This window comes from Streptomyces sp. NPDC001530, from assembly GCF_042894545.1.
Classification (GTDB): Bacteria; Actinomycetota; Actinomycetes; order Streptomycetales; family Streptomycetaceae; genus Streptomyces.
Genome location: NZ_JBIAVS010000015.1, coordinates 77,021 through 89,682, shown reverse-complemented (window position 1 = coordinate 89,682; position 12,662 = coordinate 77,021). Strand labels below are relative to the sequence as shown.

The following is a 12,662-nucleotide window of genomic DNA, read 5'->3' as shown; positions in this document are numbered from 1 at the left end:
CCCAGGCCATCAGGGTGCCGGCAAAGGCGTCGATCAAGCAGCCTGCGGCCGCAGCAGCGGGACCATCAGCTGGTCGATCATCTCCTCCAGATCCCGCTCGCTCCATTCGCTCGCGCACACCTTGGAGCGGTACATCATCATCGCCGGAATCGCGTCGAAGACGTACGAGTTCGTCGCGTCGGGACGCACTTCTCCCCGCTCGATGCCACGGTCAATGACCTCTCGCAGCAGGTGAATGGTTGGCTCGACGACTCCGCCGAGGATCACGCGCTGAAAGCGTTCGGCCTGGGTCGCGTCGCATTCGTAAAGCACCGAGCGCAGTGCGAATCCCGGCTGCGAGAACATCGCCTCACGCGCCCGCCGACACAGCTCCAGCAGGTCCTCCCGGACGCTTCCGAGGTCGGGCGCATCGGTCAGGCTCGGCAGTCCGGCCTGGAGCGCGTCCGCGACGAGGTCCTCCTTGGACGGCCAGCGGCGGTAGACCGCGGCCTTGCCGGTCTGGGCGCGGGCGGCGACACCCTCCATCGTGAGGCCGTTCCAGCCGACGGTGCCGAGCTGCTCCAGCGCGGCCTCAAGGATCGCGCGCTCGAGTACGGCACCGCGTCGGCGCGAGGAGGCCGTCTGAGCGGGGGCGGCCGTCCAACGCGAAGTAACCATCTGAGTGTCTCCGTTGTGCAGGGGGAGCGGGAATTTCGGGGAGGAGCGAGCGATCGAGTTGACGCCGTGCGGCAGCGACTTCAGTGAACGCTTGCGTTCACTGTCGGGGACTCACTACCGTTGACGCGACAGTGAACGCGAGCGTTCACTAACGCACTTGTGGGGGACCCATAGTGACAACCTCTCAGTTGATTCAGGACTCAAAGCCAGGGGCGGCTCGCCGGGAGGGGCATCCCGGCATCGCACTCACCGTCATCGCGGCCTGCCAACTCATGGTCGTACTCGACGCGACGATTGTGAACATTGCGCTCCCGCACATTCAAGACGCGCTCAAGTTCAGCACGACCGATCTGACGTGGGTGGTCAGCGCGTACACCCTCACCTTCGGTGGCCTGCTGCTTCTCGGTGCGCGGGCGGGTGACATCCTCGGTCGGCGCCGGGTCTTCATGACCGGCATCCTGCTGTTCACCTTCGCCTCGCTGCTCGGCGGACTCGCCCAGGAACCGTGGCAGTTGCTGGCCGCGCGGGCCCTGCAGGGTGTCGGTGGCGCGATCGCGTCGCCCACGTCGCTGGCGCTCATCACCACCACGTTCCCCGAAGGCCCGGAGCGGAACCGGGCGTTCGCCGTCTTCGCCACGGTCTCGGCCGGCGGTGGCGCGATCGGTCTGCTCGCCGGCGGCATGCTCACGGAGTGGCTCGACTGGCGCTGGGTCCTTTTCGTCAACGTACCCATCGGCGTCCTGATAGCCGTGCTCACGCCGATGTACATCAACGAGTCCGAACGCCACCCGGGCCGCTTCGACATCGCGGGTGCGCTCACCTCGACGGCAGGCATGGCATCCCTGGTGTACGGCTTCATCCGCGCCTCGGAGGAGGGCTGGCGGGACAGCCTCACCATCGGGTCGTTCGGCGCGGCCGTGGTGCTGCTGCTGGCCTTCGGGGTCATCGAGACGCGAGCCAAGGAGCCCATCACTCCGCTGAAGATGTTCGCCGACCGCAACCGCTCGGGCACGTATCTGATCATGCTGAGCCTGGCCGCGGCGATGTTCGGCATGTTCTTCTACATCGTGCTCTTCGTGCAGAACGTGCTGGGGTACAGCCCGATCTCGGCCGGTGTGGCCTTCCTGCCGGTGACCGTCGCGATCGCGGTCGGCGCGGGTCTGTCGCAGCGGTTCCTGCCGGTGCTCGGCCCCAAGCCGTTCATGCTCGTCGGCTCGACGCTCGTCACGCTCGGGCTCGCCTGGCAGACGTTCATCAGCCCCGACAGTTCGTACGTCGGCGGCGTGCTCGGCCCGATGCTGCTGTTCGGCTTCGGCATGGGCCTGAACTTCGTGACGCTGACGGTCACCGCGGTCTCGGGTGTCGCCCAGCACGAGGCGGGCGCGGCCTCGGGCCTGCTCAACGTCACGCAGCAGGTGGGCGGTTCGCTCGGCCTCTCCATCCTCACCACGGTCTTCGGTTCGGCCAGCCGTGACGAGGCGGAGAAGCAGATGCCGAAGTTCCTGACGGACGGTTCGCCGGAGCAGAAGGCGGAGTTCGCCAAGACCCACCAAATGCCCGCTCCTTGGGGGCACGAGGTGCTCGCCCAGGGCATCTCCACCGCCTTCATACCGGCGGCCGCGATGGCTCTGCTGGCCCTGATCACGGCCGCATTGGTGATCCGGGTCCGCAAGAGCGACCTGGACGCCCTCGCCGGCACGGCAGGCCCTGCCGCGGGCTGACGAGGGCACTGCGGAGGCCGGACCGGGGTCCGGGGGACCCGACGGCGAGGATGCCGGTCCGGCCATCCGCAGTACGGACACCAGGGGAGCGGCCCCTGGACCCGAACGCGGCGGGATCAGGGGCTCAGCGGTACATCAGGTCGTCCCCCACCCGGCTGCACACACTCCAGTCCGCGTCCTTCGCCGGTGGCCGGTCGCGGAGGATGTCCCGGGCGCGGGCCTCGCCCCAACTGGTGGCATACCAGGGGGCGTCGTCCGCTTCGAGTTCGTCCGCGAGGGAGCTCAGCGCACAGGACCGCAACGGCTCCTTCAGCTTGTCGAGGGCGGGTACGGCGTCGGCGGACAGGCCACGCGCGTACTCGAGGTCGAACTTGCCCGTGTCCTCATACCGCTGGACATTGCGCTCGGCGATCAGACCGTCGGGCGACATCAGCCCGAACGCGAGCACACCCGCCGCCGCACTGGCCGCGACGGCACGCGGCAGCCAACGGGCGCCCCAGATCCCCGCCGCCATGATGAGCACGATGACCAGGCCCAGCCAGAGCTCCACGGCCACCACCGAGACCCTCAGCCGCGTCAGTCCATAAGCCTCCACATACATGTCCATACGCCGCACCGCCGATGCGACGACAACGAGCGCCAGCCCGCACAGAGTTCCCAGCACACCCCGCACCAGCCTCCGGTCACGCGTGTCGTCGCGCGGTGCCCAGCGCAGCGCGAAGACGATGACGACGAGGGTCAGGAGCGTGACGAGGAGCAGCTGCCAGAAGCCCTGCCGCGCGTATTGGGCGTACGTCTGGCCGGTCTTCTTCAGTACGGCGTCGTAACCGCCGAACAGCACGGCGAGTTGGACGGCGTTGAAGGCCGCGAACAGCACGGTGAGCACGATCAGCGGCAGCGCCCACTCGACGCGGCCGCGGGGGCGGCCCCGGGGCACCTCGACCCGGTGCCACTGGATGGGCGCGGCGGCCGTGTGGGCCGCCGCGAGCGCTCCGACCAGGCCGAGCACCAGAAGCACCACACGCCAGGGGCCGCCGGAGACGGACGCATCCGGCACCAGTTCGCCGAGCAGATCCGCGAAGGCGGCGTCGGCCCCCGCGAACAGCGCCCCGAAGACCAGCAGCAGGACCGCGGACACAACGAGCGCGCGCAGCCCCGCGCCCACGGTGCGGCGGGCGCCGCCGAACCGTTCCCGCAGCCCGCGCCAGCCCCAGGTGGGGCCGGTGACCAGGGCGTTGAACACGCCGATGGGGCCGAGCAGGACGGCGGGCCAGCTGCGGCCGCCGTGCAGCGCGAGCGAGCCCAGTGCGACCGCGGTGACGACGGCGAGGAACGAGGGCCAGTCCGCGTCGCGCAGGGCGGGCACGATGAGCAGACCGATGCCGCCGATGCCCCAGATCAGCGTCCACGCGCGCGTGCGTCGTCCCGCGGCCTGGGCGGCGAAGTACGCGGCGAGCGCGGCCGGGATCGCGACCAGCAGGAGATTGAGCGCCAGACCCTCATCGAGGAGCAGCATGCTGAGCACGCCGGTGGCGAGCGCGGCCCACAGCGTGGCCGTACGCACCGGTTCGGGTGACCCGACCTGAAGCTCGGCCATCCAGGGGACGGGAGTGGGCGACGGGTAGGCCCAGTCTGCGTCGTCGTCCTGCTCGGCCGCATCCTCCTTGGAGCCGGATTCGGGGCTCTCCCCAGACGGCTCCGGTTCCCCCGAGTCTGCCTGGGGCATCGACTCTGTCGGATCTGTGGGAGCCGCCGGCCCCTTCGCCCCCCTCGGCTCCTCCCCCTCCGCTCGCTCCTTCGCCTCCGGAACCCTCGGCTTCGCCGGTTCCGGATCTCTCGGCTCAGGCATGGACGGCCTGTCGGACACGGGACCCCCTCCCAGCCGGCCTCTGGGCAGCACAGAGCACGCCGCTGTGGCGGAAGGCTGCTGACCGGTGTCTCGTCGGCGCACGCCCGACATGATCAACGGGCGGCGTGGCGCACAGGGTATCCACGGGCAAGGCGCCCCAGGGAGTGGCGGCCTGGCTGTAGCAAGCCTGTGACAGAGGTGACCGGCCTCACGCCCGGTCGCCCGCCCCTCAGGCGAACCTCCAGGACTTCACACGAGGCACTTCATGCGCGGCACATCACACGGGGGACTTCACGCGGGCGCGGAAGCGCGCCGTACGGCAGCCCTACGCGCCGCTCGCCGTGCGCCCATACGCGGGCCCCGGCACCCAGTCCGGCAGCCCCTCCGTACGCTCCAGCCACGCACCCGGTGGGGCTCCCGCCTTCGCGGAGGCGACCACGCCGCCCACGATGGCGCAGGTCGTGTCCACGTCGCCGCCCACCTGGGCGGTGACCCAGAAAGCCTCTTCGTAGTCACCAAGGGCCCGGGCCGCCGACCAGAGGGCGAAGGGCACAGTGTCGTGTGCCGATGTGCGGCGTCCGCAGCCCAGTACGGCGGCGACGGTGGCGGCGTCGCCGTAGTCGAGCATGTCCCGGGCGCGCCGCAACCCCGCGCCGACGGCGCTGCGCGGCACGAGTGCGATGACGCCGTCGAGCAGCGCCTCGGCGCTCGGCGGGCCCGCCGGGTCGGCCACCAGGGAGGCGGCCGCGGCGACGGCCATGGCGCCGACCACGGCCTCGCGGTGCTGGTGCGTGGGGTAAGCGGAGATCTCCGCCTGGTGCGTCGCCTGCTCCGGGTCGTCCGCGTACCAGGCCCCCAGGGGGGCGATCCGCATCGCCGCGCCGTTGCCCCACGAGCCCTGGCCCTTGAAAAGGGCGGACGCCAGCTCGCGCCAGTCGCCGCCTTCCCGGATCAGCCGCAGCAACCGGTTGACCGCGGGCCCGTAGCCCCGGTCGAAGTCGTGGTGCTCGGCGAAGGAGCGGGCCAGTTCGTCCTGGTCGATGCGGAGGTGCGCGGCCAAAACGGCCACTACGGAGCAGGCCATTTCGGTGTCGTCGGTCCACTGCCAGGGGCGGGGCGGCAGCTCACGGCGCTTGAGCAGCGGGTAGTTCGCGGGCACGAAGAACTGCGAGCCCAGCGCGTCCCCCACCGCGAGTCCGCGCAGGCTGGCCAGGGCGCGGTCCAGGCGCCGGTCGGGAGAGGAGTCAGCGGTCATCGCCCTGTCACTCTATCCGGTGGCTCCGTACGATTCCGGTTCACGCCACTGCTCGAAGGGCCGGTCAAGCGTGTACTTGCCGTCCTCCCCCAGAACGAGCATCCGCGTCTCACCGTTCCCCGGGTTCGACAGCGATTCGAATTCCGCGACCGTCCAGTGGAACCAGCGCATGCAGAACAGCCGCATGGCCAGGCCATGGGTCACCAGGAGCACGTTCGGCGGGTGGTCGGGGGCTTCGAAGCTCCGGTACAGGCTCTCCAGGAAGCCACCGACCCGGTCGTACACATCGGCACCGGACTCGCCCTGTGCGAAGCGGTAGAAGAAGTGCCCGTACGCGTCCCGGTACGCCTTCTGGAGGCGTACGTCGTCGCGGTCCTGCCAGTTGCCCCAGTCCTGCTCGCGCAGTCGCGGTTCCTCGCGCACCCGTACGAGTTCCGGGTCGAGGTGGAAGGCGCGGAATGTCTCGTGGGTGCGGCGGTACGGGGACACGTAAACGCTTACGCGCTCCCGCCCGAAGAGCTCCCGCAGCCGTTTACCCGTGTCCTCCGCCTGCTGCCACCCCTTCTCAGTGAGCGCCAGAGCGTGGTCGGGCTCGCGTTCGTACACGGAGTCATCGGCATTACCCACCGACTCGCCGTGCCGGACAAGGACGATGCGCCGTGGTCGTGCCATGCCAAAACCCTAGATCGTGTCACCGCCGATCGAGCACTCGTACGGGCCCCATACGGCGTAGGTCACACGGCTTCCGCACACCGGAACCAGGCCACCCGGACCGCTCAGACCGTCCAGCTGGGCTCCAGATCCACGATGTCACCCGCGAGAGCCGCGACGTCGGCCTCGATCTGGGCGCGCAGCGCGAGCCGTTCCACCCGCTCGGCGCGGTACTTGCCGTGCTCGGCAGCCGACTGCCACATCGACAGGATCAGGAACTCATGGCCGGGCGCCTCGCCGAACAGGCCCCGCACCATGCCGGGCGAGCCCGCCATCGCGGGATTCCAGACCTTCTCCTGCATCAACGCGAAGTGCTCAGCCCGCTCCTCGTGGATCCGGCAGTGAGCTACGCGTACCAGGTCGGCGTCCGTGAAGCGCGGCTCGAAGCCGGTCTTCACGTCGAAACGGTGATCGAACAGCTTGACCTGGGAGTCTTTGAAGGTGCCCGACTGCGCGGCGGCGAGCCGGTCGTGGGAGCGGGCCATGAAGGAGTCGTAGAAGGCACGGCTTTCCCAGAAGGCGAAGATGTGCGCGACGCCGGACCGCCCCCGGCTCCATCCCCCGCCCTGCCCCCGGAAACCCGGCTCCCCCAGAAGCCCCGCCCACTTTCGCTGCCCCCGTTCGAAACCGCGGCGGTCCACCACGGTGCAGCGAATCCACTTGACCAGCACCGCGCCATCGTAAGGCCACGGAGCGTGGCGCCGGTCACGCTCCGGCGGAGTACATCCGCGCGAACGCCCCGGCGCGCGTGGCACGATGGACAATCGGCCCTGAGTGCAGGGCAGTTGGGCCATGAAGCAGATGGGGAACGGGGAGGGGAGATCTGGTGAGCGGTCTCAACAAGGGCATACGCAAGGTCGAGCTGGCGGTGAAGTGGGATCCGAGTCCCGTCGGTCAGCCCGCGACCGATCTCGACATCATCGCGGCGACGTGTCTGGCAGTCGCGCCGGACGAAAAGCCGGCCTACGTAGTGCACTTCGACAGCCGCTCGCCGGACGGCACCATCTATCTGAACCGGGACAGCAAGGACGGCAAGGGCTTCGGCTGGGACGAGGTCATGACGCTGGAGCTCGACCGCCTGGACAGCCGCTTCGCGCGCGTGGTCGTCGGCGTCCTCATCCAACAGCGCGCCGGCCACAAGACGTTCGTCAGCGTGCTCAACCCCGCGTTCCGTATGCGTGAGGGCTACACCGTCCTGGCGGAGGACGACTTCGGCCATGTCCTGGGCTCCACGGCCGCGACCGTCGGGGAGTTCGTACGCGACGACTCCGGAGAGTGGACCTTCCACCCGGGCATCCGCGGCTACGACACGGACCCGGCGACCTTCGCCAGGGTCATGGGCAACCCTCAGGACGCCTGAATCGCACCCCCGCCGCGATGCTTGCCAAGCGGACGTTCTCGCAGGTGAGGGCCTCTATCGATGTTTGATCGCAGGCTTCGGCCCGGTCGAACACCGCAGATGACTCGTCAGCCGGCGGTCCAGCCCGGGATCGTCGGCAGCACCTGCTCGGCGACCGGGAGCTGGTCGTAGGAGGCCGAAAGCTTCACGGAGTAGGTCTTCAGCGTGACGTTCGCCTCGGGAGTGGCGATCTTGGTGCCGCCTGCCAGGGTGATCGAGCTCTCGCTGCCTCCGGCGGTCTCCGCGCGCTCTGTCGGCGTTCCAAGGAGCGCCGGTAGGTCAGGACGGTTCAGCGCCGTGCACAGCTCTGCTCCGGAAACGTGCTTCGACGGCTGGGCGTCGTGCGTGCTCGAGCAAGTGGCCGGCTCACTGTCATCAGACGTCTGCTGAGAGCTTCCCCCAAGGGCCCACATGCCACCCACGACCACTGCGACCATCACCACCGCCGCGGCTGCCTGGGCTCCTGCACTCGGGCCCTTCTTGGATTCGGCGAAATCGTCGGCCGTGTCCCCCACCTTGCCGTTCGCGCCCGATGCGCGCTGGGGGAGCCTAACGGGTGATCGTTTCGCCGGGAAACAAGAAAGATGTGCCCTGCGCCTGCACCCCCGATCGTCCTCAAGGAGAGACCCTCCAACACCGAAGGGCGGCACGGCCGTTGGCCGTGCCGCCCTTCAGGGTTTCAGGTGCTGGCGCAGCGCCCTTATTCCTGGCTCGGCTATTCCTCCACACTGGACTGATCGTCGAGGAAGGCCCTCAGCCTGAGTTCTGGTGCCACGGAGTCGGCCAGCCATGTGAGCCGATCGTCCTCGGCCGCGAGTCCCTCACGCGCTCTGTCGCACCAGTCCTCCTTGTCGAGCAGCGCGAGGTACGCAGTCCGGCTCTGCTCCCAGCGCGCTTTGAGGCCGGGATCGTCGGAACCGGCGGATGTCTCCTTGGTCAGGTACTGGGCGATCGTCGCCGCGGCGAAGTAACGCTCGGCTGTCGGCCCAAGGTTCTCGAGGCAACCGACGTGAGCCTCCAGGACTATGACCGCGTGTGGGTAGCGCCGGAGAGAAGTACCCATGCCTTCGCAGTACGTCATCACGTGGAGAAGCCGGGTCGTGTGGTCAACCAGTTCGGCGTCGTCCCCGAACGCCGCGGCAACCTCGTGGAGTTTGGTCACCCGCGCGACCTGGCCCGCGAAGTATCCGTTGAGGAAGTCACCGTCAGCCGCTCTCCGCAACAGCCAGGGCCGGACCGCCGGATGGTCGTCCACGAGCCGGCACAGTGCCTCCACCACGTAAACGCGCCCCCAGCCGGTCACCCGTTCTGCCAGCCAGAGCAGCGCATCCGCGCCGCCGGGCAGCCGTTCGAGGGCCCGTGCCGCGAGCGGACCGAAGGTGCAGGAAAGCAGTCCGATGGTCTGGATCAGCGGAATGTCCGCTGCGATGCCAACGGCGGCGAGCAAGGCCAACCCGACCGTGACGGCCGAGGTATCGGTCCCGTGTCGCACCAGCCAACGGCCGGCTTCCCGTGCGCGGGCTTCCCCAGCCGTCATGGCGGCGGTGGCGATGTGCTCGTTGTGGTGGATCGGTACGTAGACGCCATGGAAGCGGTCGCTCAGCGCGCTCGGGACAGCGCTCGGATCGGCGAAGTGCTCGTCGAGAATCCGGGCGACATCGGCTCCCACGAGCTTCCGGTCGCGCGGCGCCTTCGGCCGAGGTTCACGTCGGCGCCGTTCCTCATCGGGGTACGGCTCACCGTCACGTGGAAGGGGCTTGTCCGGCGACTGCCGATGCAGTCGGAGCGCATGGCCGAACAGCGTGGTCTGGGTTCCGGGCAGCCCAGTCCCGGGCGTCTCGCTCACGGGCGGACAGAAGACTCGATTCTCTTGATCACGCCCCTGAGCGTGCCATCAGGGCGCCCGCCGCGACAAGTCTCTTCCGCAGGCATCCTGTTCCATCAGACACAACCGTCAGGCGTCACGCAGGCTGAGGGCGGTGGGGCCGAAAACCCGGCTCCACCGCCCTGACCTACAGGTTCACACCCTGACGGTGCCCGGAATCAGCTGCAACCGCTGGTCGAGCCGCAGCCCTCGCAGATGTAGCAGGAGCCGGCCCGCTGCATCTTCGTACCGCAGGAGAAGCACAGGGGGGCGTCCGCCTGGATGCCCAGCTGCATCTCCACCAGCTCGGCGCTGGTGTGGGCCTGCTTCGGGGCGGGCTTGGCCGCCTCGACCTCGGCCTTCGGGGTGGCGACGGCCTTCAGCTCCTGCGTACGCGGCGCGGACTGGGCCAGACCCTCGACGTCGACCTCGTCGTCGGCCGGCTCGTACGAACCGGTCTCCAGGTGACGCTGACGCTCCTCGGCGGAGTGGATGCCGAGCGCGGAGCGGGTCTCGAAGGGCAGGAAGTCCAGCGCCAGGCGGCGGAAGATGTAGTCGACGATCGACTGCGCCATCCGCACGTCCGGGTCGTCCGTCATGCCGGCCGGCTCGAAGCGCATGTTCGTGAACTTCGAGACGTACGTCTCCAGAGGCACGCCGTACTGCAGACCCACCGAGACGGCGATCGAGAAGGCGTCCATCATGCCCGCGAGGGTGGAGCCCTGCTTCGACATCTTCAGGAAGACCTCGCCGAGACCGTCGTCCGGGTAGGAGTTGGCGGTCATGTAGCCCTCGGCACCGCCCACCGTGAAGGAGGTGGTGATGCCGGGACGGCCCTTGGGGAGGCGCTTGCGGACCGGGCGGTACTCGACGACCTTCTCGACCGCGCTACGGATGGTGTCCTCGGCCTTGGCCGTGACCTCGGCCTTCTCCTTCTCCTTGGTCTTCGCGGAGAGGGGCTGGCCGACCTTGCAGTTGTCGCGGTAGATCGCGAGCGCCTTGACGCCCATCTTCCACGCCTCGAAGTAGATCTCCTCGACCTCTTCGACGGTCGCCGACTCCGGCATGTTGACCGTCTTGGAGAGCGCGCCGGAGATCCACGGCTGGATCGCGGCCATCATGCGGACGTGGCCCATCGCGGAGATGGAGCGCTCGCCCATGGCGCAGTCGAACACCTCGTAGTGCTCGTGCTTGAGGCCCGGGGCGTCGACGACATTGCCGTGCTCGGCGATGTGGGCGACGACCGCCTCGATCTGCTCCTCCTGGTAGCCCAGGCGGCGCAGGGCCTGCGGGACGGTGCCGTTGACGATCTGCATCGAGCCGCCGCCGACCAGCTTCTTGAACTTGACCAGCGCGAGGTCGGGCTCGAGACCGGTGGTGTCGCAGGACATCGCGAGACCGATGGTGCCGGTCGGGGCGATGACCGAGGCCTGCGAGTTGCGGAAGCCGTTCTTCTCGCCGAGGCGGATCACGTCCTGCCAGGCCTCCGTGGCGGCGGCCCAGATCGGGGTGTCCAGGTCGTCCATGCGGACGGCCTCGGCGTTGGCGTCGGCGTGCTGCCTCATGACGCGCTGGTGCGGCTGCGCGTTGCGGGCGTAGCCGTCGTACGGGCCGACGACCGCGGCGAGCTCGGCGGACCGCTTGTACGACGTACCGGTCATCAGGGAGGTGATGGCGCCGGCGAGCGCGCGGCCGCCGTCGGAGTCGTACGCGTGGCCCGTCGCCATCAGGAGGGCGCCGAGGTTGGCGTAACCGATGCCCAGCTGACGGAAGGCGCGGGTGTTCTCGCCGATCTTCTGGGTCGGGAAGTCCGCGAAGCAGATCGAGATGTCCATCGCGGTGATGACCAGCTCGACGACCTTGGCGAAGCGCTCGACGTCGAAGGACTGGTGGCCCTTGCCGTCGTCCTTGAGGAACTTCATCAGGTTCAGCGAGGCGAGGTTACAGGACGTGTTGTCCAGGTGCATGTACTCGCTGCACGGGTTCGAGCCGTTGATGCGGCCGGACTCCGGGCACGTGTGCCAGTGGTTGATCGTGTCGTCGTACTGGATGCCCGGGTCGGCGCAGGCCCAGGCGGCCTCCGCCATCTTGCGGAAGAGCTGCTTGGCGTCGACCTCCTCGATGACCTCGCCGGTCATGCGGGACGTCAGGCCGAACTTGCCGCCCTCCTCGACCGCCTTCATGAACGTGTCGTTCACACGGACCGAGTTGTTGGCGTTCTGGTACTGGACGGACGTGATGTCGTCGCCGCCCAGGTCCATGTCGAAGCCCGCGTCACGCAGGGCGCGGATCTTCTCCTCCTCCTTGACCTTGGTCTCGATGAAGTCCTCGATGTCGGGGTGGTCGACGTCGAGGATGACCATCTTGGCCGCGCGGCGCGTGGCGCCACCCGACTTGATCGTTCCTGCGGAGGCGTCGGCACCGCGCATGAAGGAGACAGGACCCGAGGCGTTGCCGCCCGAGGAGAGGAGCTCCTTGGAGGAGCGGATGCGGGAGAGGTTCAGGCCGGCACCGGAGCCGCCCTTGAAGATCATGCCCTCTTCCTTGTACCAGTCGAGGATCGACTCCATGGAGTCGTCGACGGACAGGATGAAGCAGGCGGAGACCTGCTGGGGCTGCGGGGTCCCGACGTTGAACCAGACCGGGCTGTTGAAGCTGAAGATCTGGTGCAGGAGGGCGTACGCCAGCTCGTGCTCGAAGATCTCGGCGTCGGCGGGCGAGGCGAAGTACTTGTAGTCCTCGCCGGCCTTCCGGTACGTCTTCACGATGCGGTCGATGAGCTGCTTGAGGCTCACCTCGCGCTGCGGGGTGCCGACGGCACCGCGGAAGTACTTGCTGGTGACGATGTTGACCGCGTTCACCGACCAGAAGCCGGGGAACTCGACGCCACGCTGCTCGAAGTTGACCGAGCCGTCGCGCCAGTTGGTCATGACGACGTCACGACGCTCCCACTCCACCTCGTCGTACGGGTGCACGCCGGGGGTGGTGTGGATGCGCTCGATGCGCAGCCCCTTGTTGGCCTTGGTTCCGCCCTTGGCGCGGGAACCTCGTGCCGGACCGCTCGCCGTCTCTGTCATGCCGCCTCCCTGTATCGGGCTAAAACGCCCTGAAGTGCCTCGTTCTTCCCGTGGCACGGTGTGTGTCTGGTGTTGCGCGCGCTGCGTACACGGCCGCCCGCAACAGGTCTGTGGTCGCCGCCGATGAGC

10 protein-coding genes are annotated in these 12,662 nt (G+C 68.6%); 2 read left to right on the top strand and 8 right to left on the bottom strand.

Annotated elements, in window-relative coordinates; translation table 11 throughout:
* Nucleotides 1–33 precede the first annotated feature (33 nt).
* On the bottom strand, nucleotides 34–657 hold the full coding sequence (locus ACFY0T_RS29780) for a TetR/AcrR family transcriptional regulator (RefSeq protein ID WP_388877060.1): 624 nt from the start codon (nucleotides 655–657) through the stop codon (nucleotides 34–36).
* Nucleotides 658–830: 173 nt separating this feature from the next.
* On the opposite strand from ACFY0T_RS29780, the gene ACFY0T_RS29775 reads away from it, so the two are divergent.
* Nucleotides 831–2,378: an MFS transporter gene (locus ACFY0T_RS29775; RefSeq protein ID WP_388877058.1), complete on the top strand. Its 1,548-nt coding sequence runs from the start codon at nucleotides 831–833 to the stop codon at nucleotides 2,376–2,378.
* 124 nt (nucleotides 2,379–2,502) lie between these two features.
* Here the strand turns inward: ACFY0T_RS29775 and ACFY0T_RS29770 are convergent, their stop codons facing one another.
* From ACFY0T_RS29770 to ACFY0T_RS29755, 4 genes are all read right to left on the bottom strand, one after another.
* A complete protein-coding gene (locus tag ACFY0T_RS29770; RefSeq protein ID WP_388877547.1) occupies nucleotides 2,503–3,975 on the bottom strand; it encodes a DUF4173 domain-containing protein in 1,473 nt (490 codons plus the stop codon).
* A gap of 577 nt (nucleotides 3,976–4,552) precedes the next feature.
* A complete protein-coding gene (locus ACFY0T_RS29765) occupies nucleotides 4,553–5,482 on the bottom strand; it encodes an ADP-ribosylglycohydrolase family protein (RefSeq protein WP_388877055.1) in 930 nt (309 codons plus the stop codon).
* Between the two features lie 12 nt (nucleotides 5,483–5,494).
* On the bottom strand, nucleotides 5,495–6,154 hold the full coding sequence (locus ACFY0T_RS29760) for a histidine phosphatase family protein (protein ID WP_388877052.1): 660 nt from the start codon (nucleotides 6,152–6,154) through the stop codon (nucleotides 5,495–5,497).
* Nucleotides 6,155–6,258: 104 nt separating this feature from the next.
* Entirely contained in the window at nucleotides 6,259–6,864 is a 606-nt protein-coding gene (locus tag ACFY0T_RS29755) for a DUF4937 domain-containing protein (RefSeq protein ID WP_388877049.1), read from the bottom strand.
* Between the two features lie 155 nt (nucleotides 6,865–7,019).
* Here ACFY0T_RS29755 and ACFY0T_RS29750 point away from each other — a divergent pair, with 155 nt between their 5' ends.
* Nucleotides 7,020–7,553, top strand: a complete 534-nt coding sequence (locus ACFY0T_RS29750) for a TerD family protein (protein WP_388877046.1) — start codon at nucleotides 7,020–7,022, stop codon at nucleotides 7,551–7,553.
* 107 nt (nucleotides 7,554–7,660) lie between these two features.
* Here the strand turns inward: ACFY0T_RS29750 and ACFY0T_RS29745 are convergent, their stop codons facing one another.
* The 3 genes from ACFY0T_RS29745 to ACFY0T_RS29735 all read right to left on the bottom strand — a co-directional run bounded on the left by ACFY0T_RS29745 (nucleotide 7,661) and on the right by ACFY0T_RS29735 (nucleotide 12,533).
* Nucleotides 7,661–8,107 carry a DUF6215 domain-containing protein gene (locus ACFY0T_RS29745; protein ID WP_388877043.1) on the bottom strand — a complete coding sequence of 149 codons (447 nt, stop codon included), beginning with the start codon at nucleotides 8,105–8,107 and terminating at the stop codon, nucleotides 7,661–7,663.
* A 200-nt stretch (nucleotides 8,108–8,307) separates the two neighbouring features.
* Complete coding sequence (locus tag ACFY0T_RS29740) at nucleotides 8,308–9,438, bottom strand: hypothetical protein (protein WP_388877040.1); 1,131 nt, start codon at nucleotides 9,436–9,438, stop codon at nucleotides 8,308–8,310.
* A 197-nt stretch (nucleotides 9,439–9,635) separates the two neighbouring features.
* Entirely contained in the window at nucleotides 9,636–12,533 is a 2,898-nt protein-coding gene (locus ACFY0T_RS29735) for a vitamin B12-dependent ribonucleotide reductase (RefSeq protein WP_388877037.1), read from the bottom strand.
* Between the last annotated feature and the right edge of the window lie 129 nt (nucleotides 12,534–12,662).